We start from the raw sequence: 23,305 nt of genomic DNA on the forward strand, positions 1-23,305 counted from the left end.
TGTGACTCCTTATGGTTCAAACGGCCTGTCAGTCCAGGCGCTTGCGCTCGTTCGAGGGTGGAACCCCCATGGCCTCGCGGTACTTGGCGACGGTTCGCCGCGCGACATTGATCCCCTGATCGGCGAGCTCCTGTGCGATCTTGCTGTCGCTCATGGGCTTTCTCGCGGACTCGCCGGCGATCAGCTTGCGGATCAGGGCACGAATTGCGGTCGACGAGCATTCGCCGCCGGAAGCGGTGTTGACGTGCGAGGAAAAGAAATACTTGAACTCGAAGGTCCCCCGCGGCGTGTGCATGTATTTCTGCGTGGTCACTCGAGATACGGTCGACTCGTGAAGCTCCAATGCCTCGGCGACATCGCGCAGCACCATCGGCTTCATCGCCTCGTCCCCGTGCTCGAAGAATTCCTGCTGCATCTCGACGATCTTCGCGCCGACGCGCAGCACCGTGTCGTTGCGGCTGGCCAGGCTCTTGATGAACCAGCGTGCCTCCTGCAAATGGCTCTTCAAGGTGACGCCGTCCGCGCTTTGATCGGCGCGTCGGATCAGGCGCGCGTAGTCGGCGTTTACTCTGAGTTTAGGTGTCGACTCGGGATTTAGCTCGACCGACCATCGGCCCTCGCGTTTGCGCACGAAGATATCCGGGACGACATACTGGGCCGGCGTGCCGGCGATCAGGCTGCCGGGGCGGGGATTGAGTCGACGGATCAATGCCAGCGCACCTGCGACGGTCTCCTCGGGCTCCTTCAGCTGTCGCACCAGCGAGGCGATGTCGCGTTTGGCCAGATACTCGAACCCGTCGCGGCAGACCGCCGTCGCGGCGTTTCGCCAAGGCGTTTGGGGGGGGAGCTGGCTCAACTGGATCAGTAGGCATTCCGGGAGGTTGCGGGCACCCACACCCGGCGGGTCGAAGGATTGAATGCGGTGAACGACCGCCTCGACCTCCTCTGCACCGATCTCGGGATGGTCGATGGTCAGGAGCAGCTCATCGACATCGATGCGCAGATAGCCGTCGGCGTCGATCGAGTCGATGACCGCTTGGGCGATCATGTTGTCGCGCTCGCTCAGTCGGCAAAGGTTGAGCTGCCAGGCAAGGTGGTCGAGCAGGGTTTGAGGCCGGCTCTGTTGGGCGAAGGGATCGTAATCCGAGCCGTCGTCCGAGCCGTGCGAGGTGCTCGGCAGGTAGGAGTCGAAGACGTCGGTCCAGAGGGTGTCGACCGGCAGCTCCTCTGGCATCTCGTTGGATTCGGCGTGGATCTCGCGGTCGACGGCTTGCTCGACCGCGACCCGGGGCGTTTCGATGTCTTCGCTCTGGATCGTGCCCGACTGCTGCACCTCGCCTGCGTTGAAGCGGTCCGCTTCGTCGCCTTCCTCCAGCATCAGGTTGGTGTCCAGTGCCTCCTGAATCTCCTTCTGGAGCTCGACTGTCGAGAGCTGCAACAGACGGATCGCCTGCTGCAACTGAGGCGTCATGGTCAGGTGTTGGCCGAGCCGAAGCTGGATGGATTGCTTCATGAATCGCGGATGCGCTTTTCGAGGTGTTCGCTCAGGTGGCCGCCATGGCAGGTGGCCGCCACGGCCAATGCTGCTCGATCCTAGCCGTTTCAGTCCGGTGAAGGCGTCATCAGCCGAGTCAGGACCTCATCTTACACCCAACATCCCGGAAAGAGCAGCCAACCGATGCGCGCCGCCATGTGCGGGCTGGTTCGGACCTACATGGAAAAATCCGCGCCGAGGTAGACGTCGCGCACCTGCTGATCGGCCAGCAGCTGCGCCGGGGTGCCCGCCGCGATCACGCATCCCGCGCTGATGATGTAGCCTCGGTCGCAGATATCGAGCGTCTCGCGCACGTTGTGATCCGTGATCAGCACGCCGATCCCGCGGTCGCGCAGATGCGACACGATGGCCTTGATGTCTCCGACGGCGATGGGGTCGACGCCTGCGAAGGGCTCGTCGAGCAGCATCACCAGCGGGTCGACCGCGAGCGCGCGCGCAATCTCCAGGCGCCGACGCTCCCCGCCCGAGAGGCTCAACGCGAGCGATCCGCCGACATGAGCGATTCCAAGCTCTTCGAGCAGGCGCTCGCAGCGCAGGTTTCGGTCGGCCCGGGACAGATCGCCGCGCGCCTCCAGGATGGCGAGGATATTGGCGCGCGCGCTGAGCTTGCGAAATACCGAGGGCTCCTGTGCCAGATAGCTCAGCCCTGCGCGTGCGCGGGCATGCATCGGCTTCAGGGTGATGTCCTGCCCGTTCAGCGCGATGCGGCCCTCGTCCGCCGGGATCAGGCCGACGATCAGATAGAAGCAGGTGGTCTTGCCCGCGCCGTTGGGCCCGAGCAGACCCAAGACCTCGCCGGCGCCCACGCTCACACTCACGTCGCGCAGGACCTGACGGCCGCGATAGCTCTTCTTTAAATGCTCCGCGCGCAGCGTCGTCGAGCCCGAGCCGATGTCTGAGTCGGAAACCGCAACGAGATCGTTCATCCTAAACCGCGTCTCCGCCGAGGCTCTCGGGATCATTCAACTGTGGTCTCCGATCGAAGGTCATCGGTCGCCTCGGACGCGGTTCAGCCTCATTCCTCCTCCGGGGTGATGGTGATCTTGACCCTTCCGCTGCCACCGGCACGGAAATGGGCGCGGGCGCGATCGTAGACGATACGCTCGCTCGCGACGCGGTCGGCGCCCTGAATCAGCAAGGCGTCCTCGATCAGGGTGAGCTCGTCCTTGTCGGCGTCGTATTCCATGCGTTTGGCGAAGGCCAGGACCTCGCCCTCGTCGTTGTCGAGGAGCTGTTTGAAGCTGGCGGGCGCGCCGAGCGCGATGATAAAGCGCGGGCGGCGATCGTCGCGATGATAGACGGTCACATGATCGCCGAGGAGCCGCATGCTCCCTTGGTCGACCTGGACATTGCCGACATAGATGCTGGTGTTCTCGGCTTCGAGGACCTCGACATCGTCGGCTTCGATCAGGATGGGTTGGCTCGCATCCTCCTCGAGCGCCGCCGCCGGGGCGCACGCGAAGGCGACGACGCAGGCCAGGGTCGCGGTCAGGGCGAGGCCCCGACGCCGACGTTCGTAAAATCCTCTGTCGCTCATGGCTCCTCGATCTGCTCGGGTGCGATAAAGATATGTGCGCGTCCGTCGAACTGGGCACGGACGGGTTCGTCGTACCATAGACGCATCCCGGTCGCGTTCAGCCGATCCAACGCGCTGGTGACTTGGACCGGTCGATCGGTCTCGGCGAAGGCCCGTTTGTGCCAGATGCGCATCAGCTCGGTCTCCATGCGGGTGGCGGGCCGACTCGCGTCGCCTTTGCGCTCGAGCTCAACCGCCCCCTCGAGCCGGACCTCTTCCCCGCCGGGGAGGACCAGGCCGCTGTCGGCACGCGCGCGCCAGGGCTCGGCTTCGGTCTCGCCTTCGCGCTGATAGAGTGTCATGCGTGGGCGATCCAGCTCCGAGACATCCTCCTCGACATACTGGCGCAGCTCGTCGGCGATCAGGCGCCGGCTCGGCTTGCCCGTGTCGTCGGTCTCGGTCGCCGTGAATCCGGCGACGACATAATCCGGGAGTCGCGCGCGCTCGACCTCGGGTGCGGCCGGCTCGGGCTCGGGGCGCAGCTGCCACCATCCCAACAGCCCGGACGCCACGAAGAAGGCGGCGAGCATCCACTGACGTGCGGACCAGATCGGCAGGTCGCTGACCCGGAGACGTCCGCTCATGGCGTGCCGGCGACGATCCGCGCCCAGGTGCCCTGCGCCTCCATGATCAGCTCGCAGACCTCGCGCGCCGCCCCGCGACCGCCGCGCGCTTGGGTGCAGAGATGGGCGTGGCCGCGCACCAGATGATGCGCGTCGGCGACCGCAACGGCGAGTCCGACCCGCCGCATGATGGGCAGATCCACGAGATCGTCTCCGACGTAGGCGATGGCCTCGTCGTCGAGGGAGAGGTCGCGTTTGAGCGCCTCGTAGGCCGGGAGCTTGTCGCGGCAGCCTTGGAAGAGGTGCTCCACGCCGAGACTTTGCATGCGGATGCTGACCACCTGCGAGGTCCGGCCCGTGATGATTCCGATCTGCACCCCACTCTCCTGGAGCATCACCATGCCGTGTCCGTCACGCGAGTTGAACGCCTTGTACTCCTGGCCGTCGTCGCCGAGATAGAGGCTGCCGTCGGTCAGCACCCCGTCGACGTCGAAGATAACCAGGCGGATCAGGGCGGCGCGTTCGAGGATGTCTTGCATGGGGTCAGTCCTCTTGGGTGTCGAGTCGGGGGGCCGGGGGGAGCTTCCGGCTTCTTGCCTCCTGCCGCCAGCTATCAGTTATCAACCTTTGGCTGGTGGCCGGCGGCTTCCTCACATGACCCCGGCGCGCAGTAGATCGTGCATGTTCAGTGCGCCGACGGGTCGGCCGGTGTCGTCGATGACCAGCAGCGCGTTGATGGATCGGGACTCCATGAGGCGCAGTGCCTCGGCGGCGAGTGCGTCGGCCTTGATCGTGATGCAGTTGCGGGTCAGCACGGTGTCGATGGCGGTGCGATGGACATCGATCCCGCGGTCCAGCGCGCGACGCAGGTCCCCGTCGGTGAAGATCCCGGCAAGGCGTCCCTCGTCGTCGACCACGGCGCTCATGCCCAAGCCTTTGCGTGACATCTCCTCCAGGGTCGCCCGCAGGGTCGTGCCCAACGGGACCGACGGCAATTGCTCGTCGCGGTGCATCACCTCGCCGACGTGCAGCAGGAGCCGACGCCCGAGACTGCCGGCCGGGTGGGAGCGGGCGAAGTCCTCGGCTGTAAAGCCGCGGCTTTCGAGCAGGGCGATGGCCAGCGCATCGCCCATCACCAGGGTTGCGGTGGTGCTCGATGTCGGGGCGAGGCCGAGCGGACAGGCCTCGCTTGCCACACTCACGTCGAGATGGACGTCGCCCTCTCGCGCCAAGGTCGATTTGGGTTTGCCGGTCATGCTGATCAGCGGTACGCCGAGCCGCTTGAGCAAGGGCAGCAGCATCAACAGCTCGGCCGTTTCGCCCGAGTTGGACAGGGCCAGGACGACGTCGCGGGGCGTGATCATGCCGAGGTCGCCGTGGCTGGCCTCGCCCGGATGCACGAAAAAAGCCGGGCTGCCCGTGCTCGCCAGGGTCGCCGCGATCTTGCCGCCGATGTGGCCCGACTTGCCCATCCCGAGGACGACGATGCGACCCTCGCAGGCCAGCATGTAACGGCACGCGGCCACGAACTCATCGTCGATCCGCCCGGCCAGGGCCGTGACCGCGCCGGCCTCGGTCTCGATGACGGCGCGCCCGAGCGCCTTGATCTTGGCCGATTCGCCAAGCTCGAGCTCAACCGGCGGGCTGCCGAGTCTGCGTCGATCTGTCATGCTGCTCCGAGATCCTCCATCGCGTGGCTTCCACATCGGCAGCGGCGCGACGGGCCTTCTTGGTTGGACCGGCGGGTCGGGCGGACGCGCGAGTGCGAAGTCCGCCGATTCCCGCGCAGGCATTGGTGGACTGCGCTGCGCTTCCCATTACCCTACTGTCGTGGCCGGCAATGTGGCCGGTTCGTATGAGCACGGCCGCGCGGTGCAAAATACACCAATGAGAGGTCCGGCGTCGCGCCGACGGGCATCTCCGCCGCCAAACACGATCTGATCGGAGCAACTTCGACACCATGAGCCGCATTCTCCCCGTAAGAAACGGATGGGATCCGTCGCCCGGCGACGCCGAATTCTATCCCGACGATCTCCCCGAGGACTGGCGGCTGACCTATTTCGCCAACACGCTCGACGCCGTTGCGCTCGACGCCGATGTTTGGGGACACGCCGATGCGGGGCGTATCGAGCAGTGGAGTCGGGATGTGCCGGCATCCTTTGCATTCTATCTCCGGCATGACCCCTGCGCAGCGGCGGTCGCGGCGTCTGCCGGGGTACAAGCGCTTCTCGGCGAGCGTTTCGGCGGCTGGATCCTGTGTTCGGATCAAGACGGACCGGGCGACCTTCTCCAGCCTGCATACGTCCTGATCGAATCCGTCTCGGCCGCGGCGGGGTCGCGTGCAGCGGCACTCGCATGCGCGGTGCCCGCCGGGCTCGACACCGATCTGCGTGCTGCGCGCAGCTGGCTGGAAGGGCTCGCCGCAGCTGCCCAAGGGCGACCGATGCTCGCCTTGATGGGCGGGGCGCGATTCGAGGACGTGCGTCGCTGGCAGTCACTCGTGGCGTTGCTCGGCCTGGGTTGAGGGGCCGGCCGTTGATGCTCCGGCGGTTGACGCTCCGGGGCAAGCCCGCCAGAATGGCGTGTTTTCCACCCGCGCCGACAGCGATACGATCTATGGGAAGTCGACGCCCCCGAGCGACGCGCCCCGCCGCAGTCTCCGCGATCGGCTCCTCCGAGCCCGCGGCTAAGCCCGATGCCGCACACCCCGGCCCTTCGCCGGAGAAGCGCTCGCGCCCCGGCGGCGAGGTTTTGGTGAAGATCCGCGGACTGTGCTTTCGCCGCGGCTCGCAGGTCGTGCTCCACCGGGTCGATATGGATATCCGGCGCGGCGCAGTCACCGCCGTCATGGGGCCGAGCGGCACGGGCAAGACGACCCTGCTCAAGCTGATCACCGGGCAGCTGCGCCCGGATGCCGGGAGTATCGAGGTCGACGGCGAGCCCGTGCACACCCTCGGAAAATCGGCCCTGTTCCGGCTGCGTCGGCGCATGGGGATGCTGTTTCAGAGCGGGGCACTTCTGACCGACCTGAATGTCTTCGACAACGTCGCTTATCCGCTGCGCGAGCATACGGACCTGAATCCATCGATGCTGCGTAAGCTCGTGCTGCTCAAGCTCGAGGCGGTCGGTCTGCGCGGCGCACGTGATCTGATGCCGAGCGAGCTCTCGGGCGGGATGGCGCGTCGGGTGGCCCTGGCCCGCGCGATTGCCCTGGACCCCGACATGATCCTCTACGACGAGCCCTTCACGGGCCAGGATCCCATCTCCAAAGGCATGCTGGTGACCCTGATCCGACAGCTCAACGATGCCGCCGGTCTGACGAGCATCCTGGTATCCCACGACGTGGACGAGACGGCGAGCATCGCCGATCACATCTACGTGATCTCTCACGGGGAGATCATCGCGCAGGGAACGCCGCAGGAGATCGCCGCGGATCGCTCGGCCTGGGTGCGTCAATTCATGGACGGTCTGCCGGACGGGCCCGTGCATTTCCACTACCCGGCGCTGCCGTTGGCGGATGATCTGCTGCCGCGGGGAGCGGCCTCATGATTCTGGAAGGCTTGGCGCGGCTGGGGCGCAGCGGGCTGGGTTCGCTCGAGCGACTCGGTCGCGCGCATCTGCTGCTCGCCGGCATGGTGCTGGGCATCGGCGAGATCCTGCGACGTCCGGGTCTGCTGATTGCGCAGCTCTTCAATATCGGCGTGCTCTCGATGCTGATTATCGGGGTGTCCGGGTTGTTCGTCGGCATGGTGCTGGGCCTTCAGGGTTATTACGTCCTCGCCCAGTTCGGGGCGGCGGAGAGTCTCGGGGTGATGGTCGCGGCCTCGCTGGTGCGCGAGCTCGGTCCGGTGGTCACGGCCCTTCTGGTGGCCGGGCGTGCCGGCTCCGCCCTGACCGCCGAGATCGGCCTGATGAAGGCAACCGAGCAGCTCTCGGGTCTGGAGATGATGGCGGTCGATCCAGTGCGCCGCATCCTGACCCCGCGGTTTTTCGGCGGGGTGCTTGCGATGCCGCTGCTCGCGGCCATGTTCAGCGCGGTCGGTGTGCTCGGCGGCTATTTCGTCGGTGTCGGTTTACTCGGCGTGGATTCGGGATCCTTCTGGAGCCAGATGCAGTCAAAGGTCGACTTCCACGAGGACATCGTCAACGGCGTGATCAAAAGCGTCGTTTTCGGGGTCGCGGTGACCTGGATCGCACTCTTTCAGGGGCATGACTCGGTTCCGACGTCCGAGGGCGTGAGTCGCGCGACGACGCGCTCCGTGGTCCACGCCGCGCTCGCGGTGCTTGGACTGGACTTCGTCTTGACGGCCTTGATGTTCGGGGAATGATGGGTATGGGAAAACAACGCGGCATCGAGATCTTGGTCGGCCTCTTCATGGCGGTGGGCTTCGTGGCCCTGTTCTTCCTGGCGATGCAGGTCAGCAACCTGAGCGCGGCGGTCAACAGCGACGGCTATCAATTGACGGCACGATTCTCCAACGTCGGCAGTCTCAAGGCGCGGTCGCCGGTGAGTATGGCGGGCGTCCGGGTCGGGCGCGTCGAGGCGGTGAGCTTCGACAAAGACACCTACGAGGCGGTGGTGACCATGCGCATCGATGCGGCCACGGACACCATCCCGGACGACACCTTCGCGAACATCTTCACCGCCGGTTTGCTCGGGGAGCAATACATCGCCCTGGAGCCGGGCGGGAGCATGGAGTATCTGCGCGACGGCGACGAGATCGCCCACACCCAGTCGGCCCTGATCCTGGAGCAGATGATCGGACAATTCCTATTCAGTAAAGCCGGAGGCGACTAATGCCCTATCGACGTTCCTTCTTCCTTTTGTTAGCCCTGCTCGGCGTGCTTTGGACGAGTGCGTCCTTCGCCTATGCCGACGACGCGACCGCCCTGGTCAAGCGCACCACCGAGAATATGCTGAAGACGCTCGAAGCGCGTCGCTCGGAGGTCGACCGCGATCCTTCGCTCATCTTCGGGATGATCGAGAGCGGTGTCGCCCCGCATTTTGATTTCGAGCGCATCACGCAAGGCGCGGTCGGTCAGTCTTGGCGCGATGCGACACCGTCGCAGCAGCGCGCACTGGTCAACGGCTTCAAGCAGGTCCTGATTCGCACCTATGCGCGCTCGATCCTGAGCTACGCGGGCGAGGAGATCCGCTACCTGCCGATCAAGCCGGGTCGCCAGCCCTCCTCCGTGACGGTGTCCACCGAGATCCTCTCGCCCGGTGCCGCGCCGATCCCGGTGGACTACCGGATGCACAACAACGCCGGAGGCTGGAAGGTCTACGACGTGGTCATCAACAACGCCAGCCTGGTCGGGAACTACCGCACGAGCTTCTCCAACGAGATCCGCCAAGGCGGGATCGACGGTCTGATCGCCAAGCTCGGCGAGATGAACACCCGGATCCGCGAATGAAGGAGGCGCGTCTGACGCCCCTCGGCGAGGGGCGTTACGCTCTCGGCGGCGTGCTGGACTTCTCGACCGTCAACCGTGTCGCCGTCGCCGGGGTCACCTTGTTCAAACGGGATGCCTTGGTCGATATCGACCTCGCCGGCGTGGAGTCCGCGAACAGCGCGGGGCTCGCCCTCTTGTTGGAATGGCTGGACCTGGCCCGCGCACGCGGCGCCCGTCTGACCTATCGGAACCTGCCGGATTCGCTGGTGCGGATCGCTGCCGTGTCGAACCTCGCCGCACTCTTGCCTATGGAAACCGCCATCGGTCGCTGAAGCTCCCGTGTCAAGGAGTGTCGTTGCCCGGATGTCGACGCGCCTGCGCGGTCCCGCCGTCGATCACATCAACCCAACCGTTTCCGGGCCTTCATCTCCTAAGAAACGGTTAAAGTCCGGAGCGAGAGGCTCACTTTCAAGTGAATTCGACGTTTTGTGTCTTCATCGCTTTTGGCGGGGACGCGGTTTAAAATGATCTATTTTTTAATATCTTAAACCGCGCCAACTCCGGCGGTCGTCAAGTCTGCCGGGGCCGACCCCATCCAAAAACATGGCATACCGCTCTGTGCGCGGTTTAAGGTCTTCATGGATAAGCTTCTCATCACTGGCGGTACCCCGTTGCAGGGTCAGGTTCGGGCATCCGGCGCGAAGAACGCGGCCTTGCCGATCCTCGCCGCCACCCTCCTGGCCGATGCGCCGGTGACGCTCGTCAACATCCCGCGTCTGCGCGACATCAGAACAACCCTGGATCTGCTCGGGCGCATGGGTGCCTCCTTGTCGCTCCAAGACGGCGGTCGTGTCGAGGTGCAACCCCGCGAGCTGACCAGCTTCGCCGCGCCCTACGAGCTCGTGAAGACCATGCGTGCCTCGATCCTGGTGCTCGGGCCGCTGATCGCGCGCTACGGTCAGGCGGATGTCTCCTTGCCCGGCGGCTGTGCGATCGGCGCGCGGCCGGTCAACCTGCATATCGACGGGCTGCGCGCCATGGGCGCGGAGATCCACGTGGAGGGCGGCTACATCCGTGCGCGTGCGCAACGTCTGCATGGCGCGCGCCTGGTGATGGATATGGTTTCGGTCACGGGCACCGAGAATCTGCTGATGGCCGCGACCCTGGCGAATGGCGAGACGGTGATCGAGAATGCGGCACGGGAGCCGGAGGTGATCGATCTCGCCGATTTCCTGATCGCCTTAGGTGCGCGGATCGAGGGTGCGGGAACCGACCGGATTTATGTGCAGGGCTTGGAGCGTCTCGGCGGAGGCAGCTACCAGGTGATGCCCGATCGGATCGAGACCGGGACCTTCCTGGTCGGTGCGGCCATGACCGGCGGCTGTGTCACGGTCACCCACACCCGTCCGGATTGTCTGGATGCCGTACTCCAGAAGCTGCGCGAGGCCGGCGCCGAGATCGAGGTCGGCACGGATTCGATCCGACTCGACATGCAGGGCAGACGCCCCCGCGCCGTCGACATCCACACGGCACCGCACCCCGCGTTTCCGACCGATATGCAGGCCCAGTTCTGCGCCTTGAACAGCATCGCCGAAGGGGTCGGGACCATCACCGAGACCATCTTCGAGAACCGCTTCATGCATGTGCTCGAGCTGCAGCGCATGGGCGCGGACATCCGTATCGAGGGCAATGTCGCCATCTGTCGAGGTGTCGAGCGTCTGACCGCCGCGCCCGTCATGGCCACGGATCTGCGCGCCTCCGCCGGTCTGGTGCTGGCCGGGCTGGTCGCGTCGGGCGAGACGCTGATCGACCGCATCTATCACCTCGACCGCGGTTATGACAACATCGAGGCAAAGCTCTCGGACCTGGGTGCGGCGATTCGCCGAATCCCGGGCGCCGGCACAGGTACGAGCCGATAGGGGCTACTCGCAGCTACAGGACAGCGACATCATGAGTCTCGACACGCCGCTTACCATCGCGCTCTCCAAGGGCCGGATCTTCGACGAGACCCTGCCGCTCCTGGCGCATGCCGGGATCGAGCCGGTCGACGACCCCGAGACCAGCCGCAAGCTGATCCTCGAAACCAACATGGCGCACGTGCGCTTTCTCATCATCCGCGCGAGCGACGTGCCGACCTATGTCCAGTACGGCGCGGCGGATCTGGGCGTCTCGGGCAAGGACGTGCTGCTCGAGCACGGCGGCGAAGGACTCTACGAGCCGCTCGACCTCGGTATCGCGCGCTGTAGTCTGATGGTCGCCGGTCTGCCGGACGTGGCGGCGCCGACGACGCGGCGGCTGCGTATCGCGACCAAGTATGTCAAAAGCGCCGAGCGCTACTACGCCTCCAAGGGCGAGCAGGTCGAGATCATCAAGCTCTACGGCTCGATGGAGCTCGCACCCCTGGTCCATCTGTCCGATCGCATCGTCGATCTGGTGGAGAGCGGCAACACCTTGAAGGCCAACGGGCTCGTTCCGCTCGAGCATATCGCCGACATCAGCTCGCGCCTGGTGGTCAACAAGGCCTCCTGGAAGATGAAACATGCCGCGGTGACGTCCTTGCTGGACGCGCTGCGCGAGGCCGTCGCAGGCCGATCGACACCGACACAAACGGACCGGACGCGCGGGCCGGGGAGCTGAGCATCCATGAACGCCATGAGACGTCTCTCGACGACCGACCCTGACTTCCATGCCGACTTGGACGGCCTGCTCGCCTGGGATTCGGTCTCGGACGATCGGGTCCAGCAGACGGTCGCCGACATCATCCGCGACCTGCGCACGCGCGGCGATGCCGCGTTGCTCGACTACACGACGCGCTTCGATCGTTGGACACCCGCCTGCGCCGCCGATCTGGAGATCCCGCGGGCGCGATTAGAAGCGGCGTGGGGACGCATCCCGGCGGCGCAGCGCGAGGCCCTGCAGACAGCCGGCGCACGCATCCGCGCCTATGCCGAGCACCAAAGGCTCGAGAGCTGGAGCTACACCGAGGCCGACGGCACCCTGCTGGGTCAGCAGGTCACGCCGCTGGATCGTGTCGGGCTCTATGTTCCGGGCGGCAAGGCGGCCTATCCCTCCTCGGTCCTGATGAACGCCATCCCCGCCAAGGTCGCCGGTGTCGGCGAGCTGATCATGGTCGTGCCCACGCCCGACGGGGAGCTCAACGAGCTGGTCCTGGCGGCGGCCCATATCTCCGGAACGGATCGCGCCTTCGCCGTGGGCGGGGCGCAGGCGGTGGCGGCGCTTGCCTTCGGGACCGAAACCGTTCCGGGTGTGGACAAGATCGTCGGACCCGGCAACATCTACGTGGCCACGGCCAAACGCGTCGTCTTCGGGCAGGTCGGCATCGACATGGTCGCCGGCCCCTCGGAGATCCTGGTGGTCTGCGACGGCCGGACGGATCCGGACTGGATCGCGATGGACCTCTTCTCGCAGGCCGAGCACGACGAGGACGCCCAATCCATCCTGGTGAGCTGGGATACGGACTTCCTGGATCGGGTCGCAGCGAGTGTCGAACGGCTGCTCCCGACCATGGAGCGCGAGACCATCATCGCGACCGCATTGCGCGGACGCGGGGCCATGATCCAAGCGCGCGACCTGGAGGATGCCGTCGCCGTCGCCAACCGGATCGCGCCCGAGCATCTGGAGCTGTCGGTCGAAGACCCGCAGGCCATCGTGGGCCGGATCCGTCACGCCGGCGCCATCTTCATGGGGCGCTACACCGCCGAGGCGGTCGGCGACTATTGCGCCGGGCCGAACCATGTCTTGCCGACCTCGCGCACGGCGCGGTTTTCGTCCCCGCTGGGGGTCTACGACTTCCAGAAGCGATCCAGCCTTATCATGGCCTCGGCCGCCGGTGCGGCAGAGTTGGCCAAGACCGCTTCCGTTTTGGCTCGGGGGGAGGGGCTCACCGCACATGCACGCTCGGCGGAATATCGCGGCGAGGCGCAGTCGCCGGTCGAGCCTGGTTCAGCCTAGTGGAGCAGTGCAGAGATTCCGAGACCGTCCGAGTTCATCCTCGTTGTCGTAATCGATCATCGATAAGACCACGATTACGACAACGACAACGACAACGACAACGAACGATCTCGACACATCTGCCGCGCTGCACTAGGACTTTCGCGAGACGCCCATGCATGACCTGATCAGCCAGCTCATTCGTCCCGATATCCGTTCACTGACGGCCTATCACGTCCCGGACCCGGCGGGACTGGTGAAGCTCGATGCCATGGAGAACCCCTACGGTTGGCCGGAGGCACTCAAGTCCGAGTGGCTCGAGGTCCTGCATGAGGTCGCCCTGAACCGCTATCCGGATCCGCAGGGTACGGCGGTCCAGACGGCCTTGCGCGAGGCGATGAGTATCCCGGCGGACATGGGGTTGCTCCTGGGTAACGGCTCCGACGAGCTAATCCAGATGCTCGCCATCGCCGTCGCGCAGCCCGGACGCAAGGTCCTGTCGCTGGATCCGGGCTTCGTCATGTACCGCATGATTGCCCGCTTCGCCGGCATGGACTATGTCGGCGTGCCCCTGCGCCCGGACGACTTCTCGATCGATCTGCCGGCGACGCTCGACGCTATCGAGCGCGAGCAGCCGGCATTGGTCTATCTGGCCTATCCGAACAACCCGACCGGCAATCGCTTCGATGCCGACGACATGGTGCGCATCATCGAGGCGGCGCCCGGCCTGGTCATCGTCGACGAGGCCTATGCGCCCTTCACGGATTGCAGTTTCCTGGGGCTCCTCGGCGACTGGCAGAACCTCTTGGTCATGCGCACCGTCTCGAAGATGGGGCTGGCCGGGATCCGGCTGGGGTATCTGGTCGGTCCGCCGGACTGGCTCGAGCAGATCGACAAGGTGCGCCTGCCGTACAACATCAATGTCTTGACCCAGGCATCCGCGGCCTTTGCCCTAAAGCACAAGCCACTCCTCGATGAGCAGGCACGGATGATTCGGGCGGAACGTCAGCGTCTCCAGAGCGCGCTCGCGACCCTGAACGGCGTCCACGCCTATCCGAGCGAGGCCAATTTCATCTTGTTGCGTGTCGCCGAGGATCGCGCCGACACCATCTTCAAGGGGCTGAAGGATCAGGGTATCTTGATCAAGAACCTCAACGGCGCGCACCCCATGCTGGATGAGTGTCTGCGGGTGACGGTCGGTCGGGCCGAGGAGAACGCGGCCTTTCTCGGTGTCTTGACCAGACTGCTTTAGGGTGCGTGGCAAGGCCTTGGCCCTACTACGGCGGACTGTCGGCGCAAGCATCTGACTTGCGAGGTATTGCGTGCGGCGTCGGCGAGAACCCGGGATCTCGCAAAGACATTGCGGGTCGCCGACGATACCCTCGTGATCGAATGATTCATCAAAACCGGATCGGAGGAACCCGATGACCGATCATGTCGAGAACCTTATTCTGGAACACCTGCGGCACATTCGGGCACGAATCGATCAGATGGCCGAAGATACGAGCACCATCAAGCTTCGCTTGTCGTCGCTCGAATCCCAAGTCGCCGGTTTGCACGGCGACAACGCCATTGCGCACCAACGCATGGATCAAATCGAGGGGCGCCTTGGGCGGATCGAGCGGCGGCTCGATCTGCACGAACCCGCTTAACCGGCCACTAAAAAGTCGTGTCCGGCGGAATGCCCACCGATGAAAAAATGCTGCGCCCGGGATTATGAGTCCGTGTGTATGACGCGGATCCGATCACCCGTTTTTAGTCCCAACTCGGCGGCGCGCCCCGCCCGCAGCTCGAGCACCTGATCGACCGCTCGCTTGAAGGGGCCGTAGCTCGGGCAGGACGCCTCGAGGCAGGGCGGGACCTGCTCTGCCAATGCCACGACCCGACCTTCGTACATGAAGACGAGGTCGAGCGGGACCGGGACGTTCTTCATCCACATTCGGATCGGACGCGAAGGATCGGCAGGGAACAGCATCCCGCGATCCTCCGCAAGGGCCGGTCTGAACATGAGTCCCCGTGCGCGCTCCTGCGGCGTGCGTGCGACCTCCAAGAGAATGGTTTCCGAGCCCACCTCGGCCTTGGCCGAGATCGGCAGGTATTGGGGCTCGGTCGCCGGGGCATCGCCCATCGCGATGTTCATGGACAACCAGAGTGCCGCAGCGGCGGCCGGGACGATGAGAATCAGGTTTCTCACTCGGTCGATCATGGGGGCATCCAGGTTGCGTGATGTCGGGAATCACCTATCTTTCAGTCAGCCAATGTATCAAGGTCGCTCTTTCGGTTCCATTATCGCGGGGTTGCTGCTCATGCTTGCCATCCTCAATCCATCCCTCGCGGACGAGGGCCTGATCGATGATTTCTCACGCCCGGACGGACTCTCTGCGCTGGGTACGCCTTGGCGTGCCGTGACCGATCAGGTGATGGGCGGGCGCTCGGAGGGGGCCATCGTGCGCCGAGTGGTCGACGGGCGGCAGGCGCTTTGTCTCGCCGGGGAGGTCAGCCTAGCGAACAACGGCGGTTTCGTACAGGCGATGTTGGACCTGACACCGCCGGGCGGTCCCGAGACCGGGTTGGATGCGAGCGCCTTCGACGGGGTTCGGCTCCTGGTGCACGGCAACCGCGAGGTCTACAACCTTCATCTCAAATCCACGGCGACCCTTTTGCCTTGGCAATCCTATCGCGCCACCTTTGTCGCCGGACCCGAATGGCGCGAGGTCTATCTGCCCTTCGAATCCTTCGAGCCGCATCGGCTGGTCCAGCGGCTCGATACCCGTCGACTGACCAAGCTCGGGGTCCTCGGCATCGGTCGCGTGTTTCACGCCGATGTCTGTATCGCCGAGGTCGGTTTCTATCGCGAGACGGATGGGTCCCGACGACCTACCTCGGGGAGTCCGTCTCGGTGAGCCGGCTCGGAACCCCAGGCGTTTCCGGGCAAAGGCCGCGGTAACGGCGGGATCTTCAAGCTCGGCGACTCGTGTCGCGCGATCAGGATGAGGATCAGGAACGCGGGTATCACGAACGACAAGAGGCGCAGCGGCGAGCCCTCCGGGGCACCGAACAGCAGGATCCCCGGACCGATGGCCAAAAGGCCGGCGATCGTCATGAGTCCGAGCGTGCGTCTCGCCAGCGCGGACCAGCGCTGCCGCAGCCAGGTGCGGTGAAAGTGCGCGGGCGGCGCGCCGAGTGTCGCGACGAGGTGCCCCAGGGTCCGTGCGAGTTTGGCCTCGACATCCGGCGTGCGTGCCGGCTCGGCAGCGGGAATGCGCAGCCGAGCACGCCACCCTCCGCCGAACGGATCTAAAGACCGCCACGCCCATCCCAAGACCGCCAGCAGATCCTCAGGTGGATTGATCGTCCGCTGCGGGGTCGGAAGGAGCCGGATCTCGGCAGGCATCCCATGCCCGACCTGTGCGTCCAGCTCGACCCCGATTCCGTCGAGGTCCGTCGAGGCGCGTAGGAGGACGAGACGCGCCTTCCCGTTCGAGCCGCCATCGGCGTCCGGATCAGTCTCGACCCGATAGCTGCAAGCCACGCAAACGCCGCCGAGCGTCGGGAACTGACGCCTCGGATCAACCGCATCGACCCGCTCGATCAGGACCTTCGGGTCCGGCCCGTCGCTGCGCAGGGTCGCGACTCGCCCCGTCGCGTCGGTCAGTGTCCGGATCAGTCGGAAGTGTTGACGACCCGGGTTTTCAAGGACGAGCGTCTCCGTGAGTGCGCCCGGATGATCCGGCGTGTCGGAATGCTCGGTTGGTCGAAAGAGGATACGGCGCGCCAGTCGGTCGCTCCCCGCAAGATCGACATGTCGTCCGCGACGCGTGAAGGGCTCCGCAAGGGCCAGGATCTCATGATGCGTGAGCGGGATTCGCGGCTGACGCCGGGTGTCCTCGGTGCGTTTGGGCTTCGGGGGTTTGTCCCGCTTGAGCCGCGGCGGCCAAAGCGGACGCATCGGCTTCGGTGCGTACATGCTAAACCGCGTCCTGAGTGAACCTTGAAGCCGAGTCTGGAATTGCCGTCGGGTGGAAACCGGAAGATCCGAGTCGGACGCGGTTTAGAAATAAATAAAAGCGAGACTTAAACCGCGTCAACTGCGTTGCTTGTTGGCGTGCGCACGGCCGGCGGACTGACTCGGAGCGATGCATGTTGCACCGAGACGCGGTTTAACCCTTCATGGAAGAGAAGAACTCGTCGTTGGTCTTGGTCGCCTTGAGCTTGTCGTGCAGGAATTCCATCGCAGCCAGCTCGTCCATCGGATGCAGGATCTTGCGCAGGATCCACATTTTTTGCAGATCGGCCGGGCTCATCAGCAGTTCCTCGCGGCGGGTGCCGGAGCGGTTGATGTTGATGGCCGGGAAGATGCGGCGCTCGGCGATGCGGCGATCCATGTGGATCTCCATGTTGCCGGTGCCCTTGAACTCTTCGTAGATGACGTCGTCCATGCGCGAGCCGGTGTCCACCAGCGCGGTCGCCAGGATGGTCAGGCTGCCGCCTTCCTCGACGTTGCGCGCGGCACCGAAGAAGCGCTTGGGGCGCTGCAGTGCGTTGGCATCGACACCGCCGGTCAGAACCTTGCCGGAGGAGGGTACGACCGTGTTGTAGGCGCGCGCCAGTCGCGTGATGGAGTCGAGCAGGATGACGACGTCGCGCTTGTGCTCGACCAGACGCTTGGCCTTCTCGATGACCATCTCGGCGACCTGCACATGCCGCGTCGCGGGCTCGTCGAAGGTGGAGGAGATGACCTCGCCGCGGACCGAGCGGGCCATCTCGGTGACCTCTTCCGGGCGCTCGTCGATCAGCAGCACGATCAGGTAGCAATCCGGATGATTGTGGCCGATCGATTGGGCGATGTTCTGCAACATCATGGTCTTGCCGGCCTTGGGCGGCGAGACGATGAGCCCCCGCTGGCCCTTGCCGATGGGGGCCACCAGATCGATGGTGCGCGCCGTGATGTCCTCGGTGCTGCCGTTGCCGATCTCGAGGGTGAGCCGCTTGTTGGCGAACAGCGGCGTGAAATTCTCGAAGAGGATCTTGGACTTGGCGTTCTCGGGCCGGTCGAAGTTGATGTCGTTGACCTTGAGCAGCGCGAAATAGCGCTCGCCGTCCTTGGGTGGGCGGATCTTCCCGGAGATGGTGTCGCCGGTTCGCAGTGCGAAGCGGCGGATCTGGCTGGGGGAGACATAGATGTCGTCCGGCCCGGCGAGATAGGAGGCGTCCGCGGATCTCAGGAAGCCGAAGCCGTCGGTGAGGATCTCGAGTACCCCGTCGCCGTAGATGTCCTCGCCTCGTTTGGCCTGCGCCTTGAGGATGGCGAAGATCAGGTCCTGTTTGCGCGACCGCCCGACGCCTTCGATCTCCATGGACTGGGCGAGTGCGACCAGCTCGGGTACGGGCGCTTTCTTCAATTCGGTTAGGTTCATCACATTGTTTGTCGTCGGCGGAGGTGAGGGGGTGTTCGGCAACGCCCCGGGGCAGGGCCCGTGTTGCGGGGGAACGCGGTTGGGGGTGGTCGCTTTACGGGGACGGGGCGCCTTGGCGGCGGCCCCTCGGAAGTGTCGTTCGGTGGCCATGGGTGCCGGTGTCGGTTCCGGTCCGCGGGGGCGGTCGGGAGATTGAACCGGATGCCGTCGCCGGTGGCCTTTAAAGGTTGCTGTCGATGAAAGCCGTCAATTGCGATTTGGACACCGCGCCGACCTTGGTGGCTTCGACCTCGCCCTGACGGAACAGCATCAGGGTCGGGATGCCGCGAATACCGTAACGTGGCGGGGTGTTGGGGTTCTCGTCGATGTTGAGCTTCGCGACCTTGATGCGGCCCGCGTACTCCCCGGCGATCTCGTCGAGTACGGGGGCGATCATCTTGCAGGGTCCGCACCAGTCGGCCCAGTAGTCCACGAGCACGGGTTCGAGGGATTTCAAAACCTCGTCTTCGAATGAATCATCGGTCACATGGACGATGCTATCGCTCACTGAAGTGATCTCCCATAGGGTGGTTGCGGCACGGGCGGTTGTTTCGATATCACGTTCGGCGGATGACGGCGGAGCGGGGTCGCTGGGGCGCGGCGCGAACGGGTCGAGGAGCAGGCGGGCGAATTGGCGTTGAAATGTGCCCTTGAGTAAGATGCTATTTGATCCAAAGCGAAGAGAATTTGCAAGCCTTGCCCAATCCGCGAGGCGCGTAGCACCAGGGACTCCCCACGTCATGACCGACAAACACCTCACTTCGACCCGCTTCGACAGCTTCGCGCTCGATCAACGGATCATCGACGGACTCGACGACGCGGGCTTTACCCGCTGCACCCCGATCCAGGAACAAACCCTGCCGATTGCGCTGTCCGGCCGGGACGTCGCCGGTCAGGCCCAGACCGGTACGGGCAAGACCGCCGCCTTTTTGATCGTCCTGATGCAGCGTCTGCTGACCAATCCTGCGCCGCCGTCCGAGCGGATCGCGCGTCCGCGGGCACTGATCCTCGCCCCGACCCTCGAGCTTGCCGTTCAGATCCATCGGGATACCGAGCTCCTTGCCAAGCATACGGGTTTGCGCATCGCCGTGGTCTACGGCGGCGCGGGCTATCAGGAGCAGCGCGATCAGGTTGCCGGCGGCGTCGATATCCTCATCGGCACACCTGGGCGCCTGATCGACTATTTCAAGCAAAAGGTCTTCGATCTGCAGGCGATCGAGGCGGTCGTGCTCGACGAGGCCGACCGCATGTTCGACCTCGGATTCATCAAGGATATCCGCTTCCTGCTCCGACGCATGCCGCCGCCGGAGAACCGTCAGGGACTCCTCTTCTCGGCGACACTCTCGTATCGTGTCACCGAGCTGGCCTACGAGCACATGAACCACCCGCAGCTCGTGAAGATCGAGACCGAGACCATCACGGCCGATCGCGTGCGCCAATGCTGCTACATGACCTCCAACGAGGAGAAGATCGCCTTGCTGCTCGGCCTGGTCCGCGGCTGGGACGATGCGCGCATCATGGTCTTCGTCAACACCAAACGCGAGGCCGATCGGGTCTGGGGGTTTCTCCAGGGCAACGGCATCAACACCGCGGTGCTCTCCGGGGACGTTCCCCAGAAGAAACGCCTGAAGCTCCTGAAGGATTTCACCGACGGCAAGCTCCCCGTGCTGGTCGGCACCGACGTGGCCGCGCGCGGCCTGCACATCCCGGACGTGACCCATGTCGTGAACTACGATCTGCCCGAGGACCCGGAGGACTATGTTCACCGCATCGGGCGGACCGCGCGGGCCGGTGCCGCCGGGGATGCGATCGGCTTCGTCTGCGAGACCTATGCCTTCTGCCTGCCGGACATCGAGACATTCATCGGGGCGAAGATCCCGGTGGAGCCGGTCGATCCGGCGCTGCTCGCCGAGGTGAATCCGCGCAGCCGGATGCGTCCGGATCGCGAGGATCGGTGCGAGGCGCGGCCTGCACGCGCGCCCCGAGGCGGCAGTGGCGGAGCCGGTGCCGGGCGCGGCGAGCGCCGTCCTCGCGCGGGCGGGGAGCGGCGCTCGCCATCCCGGTCGCCATCCCGGTCAGAGGCGCAGCCGAGGGCGGACTCCGCGGAGGTTCGGGCCGACACCCCTGTCGCCGCACCCCGGAAACAGCCCGAGATCGCTGCACTGACGGACCCGTCTGCAGTGACCGCGGCACCGGTGTCCTCCGGCCCGGCAGCGGGTGCGCCGCGCGCGGATGTCGGAACCTCGGAGACCCCGACGGGAGAACCGAAGAAACGCCGCCGCCGGCGTCGGTCCAAGAAGCCGGATGCAGCCGGCGCGAATCCGGCGACGTCTTCTCCGGCACCCGAGCCGGTCGATTAAGCGGCGTCGCCGCGCTCCGTGCCCCTGCTGCCCCTGCGTGCATCAGTCCGAATGCAGACTCGGAAGCAGATCGCCGAAGTGAGCGATCGCCGGAAAGTCGGCGACCTCGCCTCTCGGAGCCCTCGAGTCGGGCTCGACGACCGCCATCAGCCAGCGAAACCCGAAGTCGCGCGCCGCCTGCAAGACGCGCGTGCTGTCGTCGACGAAGAGTGTCCGCTCCACATCGAAGGGCTCGATCGCGTGCACCAGCGACCAAAAACCCGGCGCCTCCTTGGCGACCCGCAGGTCATGCGAGCAGATAATCCGCTCGAAGTGTCCGCCGAGCCGGGTCCGCGAGAGCTTGAGCGCGAGCGCCTTTTGATGCGCGTTGGTGACCAGGACGCGCCGCTTGCCGCGTCGTTCGAGCGCCTCCAGAAAGTCGAGCACGTGCGGATGGACCGCGATCAGATGCTCGACCTCCTGCTTGAGCAGGGCGATATCCAGACCCAGCTCCCGGCTCCAGTAGTCGACGCAATACCACTCGAGGGTGCCCTCGATATCCCGATAGCGGGCGAGCAGCTCGGCCTTGGCGATCTCGGGCGCGAGCCCGCGGGCTTGGGCATAGCGCGTGGGGACATGCTCGAGCCAAAAATGATTGTCGAAGTGCAGATCGAGCAGGGTGCCGTCCATGTCCAGGAAGACGGTGTCGATCCGGTGCCAATCGATCATGCCATACCCCTTGTTGCCTCGTTGTTCCAGCGTCGCTTCGCAGCGACTTGACCCATCGGAGTTTCGTTCATGCTTCGCAAACCGAAAATACTGGATCGGCGCATCGTCGCCCAGAGCCGCTTGTTCCGGGTGGAAGAGGTTGATCTGGAGTTTGCGAACGGCGCGCGACGCACCTTCGAGCGCGTGCCCGGCGGGACGGATTCGGTCATGATCGTTCCCATGCTCGACCCCGAGACGGTGCTCCTGATCCGCGAGTACGGTGCCGGCAGCGACTGCTACGAGCTCGGTCTGCCCAAGGGCGTCGTGGAGGCCGGCGAGGATCCTTTGGCCGCTGCCGATCGCGAGATCCAGGAGGAGATCGGCTACGGTGCGCGTGATCTGCGGATGATCAAGCGGGTCTCGCTGGTGCCCGGCTACATCGAGCATCATAGTCTCATCGTGCTGGCGCGTGACCTCTATCCCAAGTCACTCCCCGGCGACGAGCCGGAGCCGATCGAGGTGGTGCCTTGGAGGCTCGACGCGATCGACGAGCTGCTTGCCCGCGAGGATTTCAACGAGGCACGATCGGTCGCGGCCCTGTTCATCGCCCTACGCGTCATGGGTCGCGAGTCCTGACCGAGACGATGCCGAATCCGGTCACCCGACGCGTTTCACTCTGGACGCGGTTTAAACCCCCAACGGAGATCACGCATGTTTCGTTTGCCCGCAGCCTTCGCCTTCGTCTTCGCACTGGGGCTCCTCGCAGGCTCCCCGACGGCTATCGACGGCGCGAAGGCTCAAGACATGTCGCCGGCGGACGATTCCGTCTACAGCTTCGACGACTTCCCGCGCGAGGATCTGCTCGAGCATCCGGATTGGTTCAAGACGGGTTTCCTCGATCTTCCAAGCGATCTCGAAGAGGCGATCGCCGAGGAAAAACAAGGGCTTATCGTCTATTTCGGCCAGAAACATTGTGCTTACTGCCACAAGCTCCTGAACGAGAATTTCGGTCTCTCCGACATCCTCGAGTACACCCAGCGCCACTTCGATCTGGTCGCCATTGATGTTTGGGGTGTCGAGGAGGTCACGACGATCGACGGGGAGGTGATGACCGAGCGCGAGTTCTCCGTCCGCGAGGACACCAATTTCACCCCCTCTCTGCTCTTCTACGACGCCGAGGGCAAGCTCGCCCTGCGCTTGCGCGGCTACTATCCGCCCTATCAGTTCCGAGCCGCGCTCGAATATGTCGCCGACGGGCACTATGCGCGCGAGACCTTTCGGGACTATCTCGCCCGCGGCGAGAACCGGATGGTGTTCGAGCCGGAGGACCTGAACGAGCAGCCCTTCTTCGCGAAGCCCCCCTACAACCTGGATCGGCGCTTCCCGAGCGAGCGCCCGCTCGCCGTCTTCTTCGAGCAGGGCGATTGTCACGCCTGCGACGTGCTGCACGGCCAAGCCCTGAAGGAGCCCGCGATCACGGGCTATTTCGGCAACTTCGACAGCGTCCAGCTCGACATGTGGTCCGACACACCCGTCGTCACGCCCTCCGGCGAGCGCACCACGGCACGCGCGTGGGCCGAACAGCTCGGGCTCTTCTATGCCCCGTCGATCCTTTTTTTCGACGAGCGCGGCAAGGAGCTGCTGCGCGTCGATTCGGTCGTGCGCTTCTACCGACTGCGCAACGTCCTGAACTACATCAGCAGCAAGGCGTACTTGACCGAGAGCTTCGGGGAGTGGCGGCTGTCGGAGGCGCTTTGAACCGC

The 23,305-nt window shown here is 65.0% G+C and carries 26 protein-coding genes; 14 read left to right on the forward strand and 12 right to left on the reverse strand.

Annotated elements, in window-relative coordinates:
* Window positions 1-28: 28 nt before the first annotated feature.
* From VLR48_RS05510 to VLR48_RS05535, 6 genes are all read right to left on the reverse strand, one after another.
* Window positions 29-1,513: an RNA polymerase factor sigma-54 gene (locus tag VLR48_RS05510; protein WP_325290813.1), complete on the reverse strand. Its 1,485-nt coding sequence runs from the start codon at window positions 1,511-1,513 to the stop codon at window positions 29-31.
* Window positions 1,514-1,710: 197 nt separating this feature from the next.
* A complete protein-coding gene (lptB, locus tag VLR48_RS05515; protein ID WP_325290814.1) occupies window positions 1,711-2,481 on the reverse strand; it encodes an LPS export ABC transporter ATP-binding protein in 771 nt (256 codons plus the stop codon).
* A gap of 89 nt (window positions 2,482-2,570) precedes the next feature.
* Window positions 2,571-3,092, reverse strand: coding sequence for a lipopolysaccharide transport periplasmic protein LptA (gene lptA / locus VLR48_RS05520; RefSeq protein ID WP_325290815.1), 522 nt, complete (start codon window positions 3,090-3,092; stop codon window positions 2,571-2,573).
* Entirely contained in the window at window positions 3,089-3,715 is a 627-nt protein-coding gene (lptC, locus tag VLR48_RS05525) for an LPS export ABC transporter periplasmic protein LptC (RefSeq protein WP_325290816.1), read from the reverse strand. Before lptC ends, lptA begins: the two co-directional genes overlap by 4 nt.
* Complete coding sequence (gene kdsC / locus VLR48_RS05530) at window positions 3,712-4,233, reverse strand: 3-deoxy-manno-octulosonate-8-phosphatase KdsC (protein WP_325290817.1); 522 nt, start codon at window positions 4,231-4,233, stop codon at window positions 3,712-3,714. The genes lptC and kdsC overlap by 4 nt, the downstream gene beginning before the upstream one ends.
* A 111-nt stretch (window positions 4,234-4,344) precedes the next feature.
* The gene (locus VLR48_RS05535; protein ID WP_325290818.1) at window positions 4,345-5,364 is read right to left on the reverse strand and encodes a KpsF/GutQ family sugar-phosphate isomerase; all 1,020 of its coding nucleotides are present in this window, start codon (window positions 5,362-5,364) and stop codon (window positions 4,345-4,347) included.
* Window positions 5,365-5,654: 290 nt separating this feature from the next.
* On the opposite strand from VLR48_RS05535, the gene VLR48_RS05540 reads away from it, so the two are divergent.
* The 10 genes from VLR48_RS05540 (at window position 5,655) to hisC (ending at window position 14,291) form a co-directional block, all read left to right on the forward strand.
* On the forward strand, window positions 5,655-6,218 hold the full coding sequence (locus tag VLR48_RS05540) for a hypothetical protein (RefSeq protein WP_325290819.1): 564 nt from the start codon (window positions 5,655-5,657) through the stop codon (window positions 6,216-6,218).
* Between the two features lie 92 nt (window positions 6,219-6,310).
* Window positions 6,311-7,243: an ABC transporter ATP-binding protein gene (locus tag VLR48_RS05545; protein WP_325290820.1), complete on the forward strand. Its 933-nt coding sequence runs from the start codon at window positions 6,311-6,313 to the stop codon at window positions 7,241-7,243.
* Window positions 7,240-8,022 (forward strand): lipid asymmetry maintenance ABC transporter permease subunit MlaE, encoded by a 783-nt coding sequence (gene mlaE / locus VLR48_RS05550; protein ID WP_325290821.1) that lies wholly within the window; start codon window positions 7,240-7,242, stop codon window positions 8,020-8,022. Before VLR48_RS05545 ends, mlaE begins: the two co-directional genes overlap by 4 nt.
* A gap of 5 nt (window positions 8,023-8,027) precedes the next feature.
* A complete protein-coding gene (gene mlaD / locus VLR48_RS05555) occupies window positions 8,028-8,492 on the forward strand; it encodes an outer membrane lipid asymmetry maintenance protein MlaD (RefSeq protein ID WP_325290822.1) in 465 nt (154 codons plus the stop codon).
* Window positions 8,492-9,109, forward strand: a complete 618-nt coding sequence (locus tag VLR48_RS05560; protein ID WP_325290823.1) for an ABC transporter substrate-binding protein — start codon at window positions 8,492-8,494, stop codon at window positions 9,107-9,109. Before mlaD ends, VLR48_RS05560 begins: the two co-directional genes overlap by 1 nt.
* Window positions 9,106-9,420: an STAS domain-containing protein gene (locus tag VLR48_RS05565; protein ID WP_325290824.1), complete on the forward strand. Its 315-nt coding sequence runs from the start codon at window positions 9,106-9,108 to the stop codon at window positions 9,418-9,420. The genes VLR48_RS05560 and VLR48_RS05565 overlap by 4 nt, the downstream gene beginning before the upstream one ends.
* 306 nt (window positions 9,421-9,726) lie before the next feature.
* Entirely contained in the window at window positions 9,727-11,007 is a 1,281-nt protein-coding gene (murA, locus tag VLR48_RS05570; protein WP_325290825.1) for a UDP-N-acetylglucosamine 1-carboxyvinyltransferase, read from the forward strand.
* A 31-nt stretch (window positions 11,008-11,038) separates the two neighbouring features.
* The gene (gene hisG / locus VLR48_RS05575) at window positions 11,039-11,725 is read left to right on the forward strand and encodes an ATP phosphoribosyltransferase (RefSeq protein WP_325290826.1); all 687 of its coding nucleotides are present in this window, start codon (window positions 11,039-11,041) and stop codon (window positions 11,723-11,725) included.
* A 6-nt stretch (window positions 11,726-11,731) separates the two neighbouring features.
* Window positions 11,732-13,060 (forward strand): histidinol dehydrogenase, encoded by a 1,329-nt coding sequence (gene hisD / locus VLR48_RS05580; protein WP_325290827.1) that lies wholly within the window; start codon window positions 11,732-11,734, stop codon window positions 13,058-13,060.
* Window positions 13,061-13,214: 154 nt separating this feature from the next.
* Window positions 13,215-14,291, forward strand: coding sequence for a histidinol-phosphate transaminase (gene hisC / locus VLR48_RS05585; protein WP_325290828.1), 1,077 nt, complete (start codon window positions 13,215-13,217; stop codon window positions 14,289-14,291).
* 148 nt (window positions 14,292-14,439) lie between these two features.
* Here hisC and VLR48_RS05590 read toward each other — a convergent pair whose 3' ends face one another.
* Together VLR48_RS05590 and VLR48_RS05595 are read right to left on the reverse strand one after the other, a co-directional pair.
* On the reverse strand, window positions 14,440-14,679 hold the full coding sequence (locus VLR48_RS05590) for a hypothetical protein (RefSeq protein ID WP_325290829.1): 240 nt from the start codon (window positions 14,677-14,679) through the stop codon (window positions 14,440-14,442).
* Between the two features lie 74 nt (window positions 14,680-14,753).
* Window positions 14,754-15,245, reverse strand: coding sequence for a DUF192 domain-containing protein (locus VLR48_RS05595; protein WP_325290830.1), 492 nt, complete (start codon window positions 15,243-15,245; stop codon window positions 14,754-14,756).
* Window positions 15,246-15,345: 100 nt separating this feature from the next.
* Here VLR48_RS05595 and VLR48_RS05600 point away from each other — a divergent pair, with 100 nt between their 5' ends.
* Window positions 15,346-15,942, forward strand: coding sequence for a CIA30 family protein (locus tag VLR48_RS05600; protein ID WP_325290831.1), 597 nt, complete (start codon window positions 15,346-15,348; stop codon window positions 15,940-15,942).
* Here VLR48_RS05600 and VLR48_RS05605 read toward each other — a convergent pair.
* From VLR48_RS05605 to trxA, 3 genes are all read right to left on the reverse strand, one after another.
* The gene (locus VLR48_RS05605; RefSeq protein ID WP_325290832.1) at window positions 15,888-17,006 is read right to left on the reverse strand and encodes a hypothetical protein; all 1,119 of its coding nucleotides are present in this window, start codon (window positions 17,004-17,006) and stop codon (window positions 15,888-15,890) included. The genes VLR48_RS05600 and VLR48_RS05605 overlap by 55 nt on opposite strands.
* Before the next feature lie 193 nt (window positions 17,007-17,199).
* Entirely contained in the window at window positions 17,200-18,456 is a 1,257-nt protein-coding gene (rho, locus tag VLR48_RS05610; RefSeq protein WP_093189321.1) for a transcription termination factor Rho, read from the reverse strand.
* A gap of 220 nt (window positions 18,457-18,676) precedes the next feature.
* Window positions 18,677-19,003 carry a thioredoxin TrxA gene (trxA, locus tag VLR48_RS05615; protein WP_007192251.1) on the reverse strand — a complete coding sequence of 109 codons (327 nt, stop codon included), beginning with the start codon at window positions 19,001-19,003 and terminating at the stop codon, window positions 18,677-18,679.
* Window positions 19,004-19,235: 232 nt separating this feature from the next.
* Here trxA and VLR48_RS05620 point away from each other — a divergent pair, with 232 nt between their 5' ends.
* Window positions 19,236-20,855: a DEAD/DEAH box helicase gene (locus VLR48_RS05620; protein WP_325290833.1), complete on the forward strand. Its 1,620-nt coding sequence runs from the start codon at window positions 19,236-19,238 to the stop codon at window positions 20,853-20,855.
* Between the two features lie 42 nt (window positions 20,856-20,897).
* On the opposite strand, the gene yrfG is transcribed toward VLR48_RS05620, so the two are convergent.
* On the reverse strand, window positions 20,898-21,563 hold the full coding sequence (yrfG, locus tag VLR48_RS05625; protein ID WP_325290834.1) for a GMP/IMP nucleotidase: 666 nt from the start codon (window positions 21,561-21,563) through the stop codon (window positions 20,898-20,900).
* A 69-nt stretch (window positions 21,564-21,632) separates the two neighbouring features.
* Here yrfG and nudE point away from each other — a divergent pair, with 69 nt between their 5' ends.
* Both nudE and VLR48_RS05635 read left to right on the forward strand, forming a co-directional pair.
* Window positions 21,633-22,178 (forward strand): ADP compounds hydrolase NudE, encoded by a 546-nt coding sequence (gene nudE / locus VLR48_RS05630; RefSeq protein ID WP_325290835.1) that lies wholly within the window; start codon window positions 21,633-21,635, stop codon window positions 22,176-22,178.
* A 75-nt stretch (window positions 22,179-22,253) separates the two neighbouring features.
* The gene (locus VLR48_RS05635; protein ID WP_325290836.1) at window positions 22,254-23,300 is read left to right on the forward strand and encodes a thioredoxin family protein; all 1,047 of its coding nucleotides are present in this window, start codon (window positions 22,254-22,256) and stop codon (window positions 23,298-23,300) included.
* The last annotated feature ends 5 nt before the right edge of the window (window positions 23,301-23,305 follow it).

The organism is Thiocapsa sp. (genome assembly GCF_035467215.1).
Lineage (GTDB): Bacteria > Pseudomonadota > Gammaproteobacteria > Chromatiales > Chromatiaceae > Thiocapsa.

Bases quoted from the DNA above. Each gene is read 5' to 3' on its own strand.
- VLR48_RS05510 (WP_325290813.1), bottom strand. From the start codon at position 1,513: ATGAAGCAATCCATCCAGCTTCGGCTCGGCCAACACCTGACCATGACG.
- lptB (WP_325290814.1), bottom strand. From the start codon at position 2,481: ATGAACGATCTCGTTGCGGTTTCCGACTCAGACATCGGCTCGGGCTCG.
- lptA (WP_325290815.1), bottom strand. From the start codon at position 3,092: ATGAGCGACAGAGGATTTTACGAACGTCGGCGTCGGGGCCTCGCCCTG.
- lptC (WP_325290816.1), bottom strand. From the start codon at position 3,715: ATGAGCGGACGTCTCCGGGTCAGCGACCTGCCGATCTGGTCCGCACGT.
- kdsC (WP_325290817.1), bottom strand. From the start codon at position 4,233: ATGCAAGACATCCTCGAACGCGCCGCCCTGATCCGCCTGGTTATCTTC.
- VLR48_RS05535 (WP_325290818.1), bottom strand. From the start codon at position 5,364: ATGACAGATCGACGCAGACTCGGCAGCCCGCCGGTTGAGCTCGAGCTT.
- VLR48_RS05540 (WP_325290819.1), top strand. From the start codon at position 5,655: ATGAGCCGCATTCTCCCCGTAAGAAACGGATGGGATCCGTCGCCCGGC.
- VLR48_RS05545 (WP_325290820.1), top strand. From the start codon at position 6,311: ATGGGAAGTCGACGCCCCCGAGCGACGCGCCCCGCCGCAGTCTCCGCG.
- mlaE (WP_325290821.1), top strand. From the start codon at position 7,240: ATGATTCTGGAAGGCTTGGCGCGGCTGGGGCGCAGCGGGCTGGGTTCG.
- mlaD (WP_325290822.1), top strand. From the start codon at position 8,028: ATGGGAAAACAACGCGGCATCGAGATCTTGGTCGGCCTCTTCATGGCG.
- VLR48_RS05560 (WP_325290823.1), top strand. From the start codon at position 8,492: ATGCCCTATCGACGTTCCTTCTTCCTTTTGTTAGCCCTGCTCGGCGTG.
- VLR48_RS05565 (WP_325290824.1), top strand. From the start codon at position 9,106: ATGAAGGAGGCGCGTCTGACGCCCCTCGGCGAGGGGCGTTACGCTCTC.
- murA (WP_325290825.1), top strand. From the start codon at position 9,727: ATGGATAAGCTTCTCATCACTGGCGGTACCCCGTTGCAGGGTCAGGTT.
- hisG (WP_325290826.1), top strand. From the start codon at position 11,039: ATGAGTCTCGACACGCCGCTTACCATCGCGCTCTCCAAGGGCCGGATC.
- hisD (WP_325290827.1), top strand. From the start codon at position 11,732: ATGAACGCCATGAGACGTCTCTCGACGACCGACCCTGACTTCCATGCC.
- hisC (WP_325290828.1), top strand. From the start codon at position 13,215: ATGCATGACCTGATCAGCCAGCTCATTCGTCCCGATATCCGTTCACTG.
- VLR48_RS05595 (WP_325290830.1), bottom strand. From the start codon at position 15,245: ATGATCGACCGAGTGAGAAACCTGATTCTCATCGTCCCGGCCGCCGCT.
- VLR48_RS05600 (WP_325290831.1), top strand. From the start codon at position 15,346: ATGCTTGCCATCCTCAATCCATCCCTCGCGGACGAGGGCCTGATCGAT.
- VLR48_RS05605 (WP_325290832.1), bottom strand. From the start codon at position 17,006: ATGTACGCACCGAAGCCGATGCGTCCGCTTTGGCCGCCGCGGCTCAAG.
- rho (WP_093189321.1), bottom strand. From the start codon at position 18,456: ATGAACCTAACCGAATTGAAGAAAGCGCCCGTACCCGAGCTGGTCGCA.
- VLR48_RS05620 (WP_325290833.1), top strand. From the start codon at position 19,236: ATGACCGACAAACACCTCACTTCGACCCGCTTCGACAGCTTCGCGCTC.
- yrfG (WP_325290834.1), bottom strand. From the start codon at position 21,563: ATGATCGATTGGCACCGGATCGACACCGTCTTCCTGGACATGGACGGC.
- nudE (WP_325290835.1), top strand. From the start codon at position 21,633: ATGCTTCGCAAACCGAAAATACTGGATCGGCGCATCGTCGCCCAGAGC.
- VLR48_RS05635 (WP_325290836.1), top strand. From the start codon at position 22,254: ATGTTTCGTTTGCCCGCAGCCTTCGCCTTCGTCTTCGCACTGGGGCTC.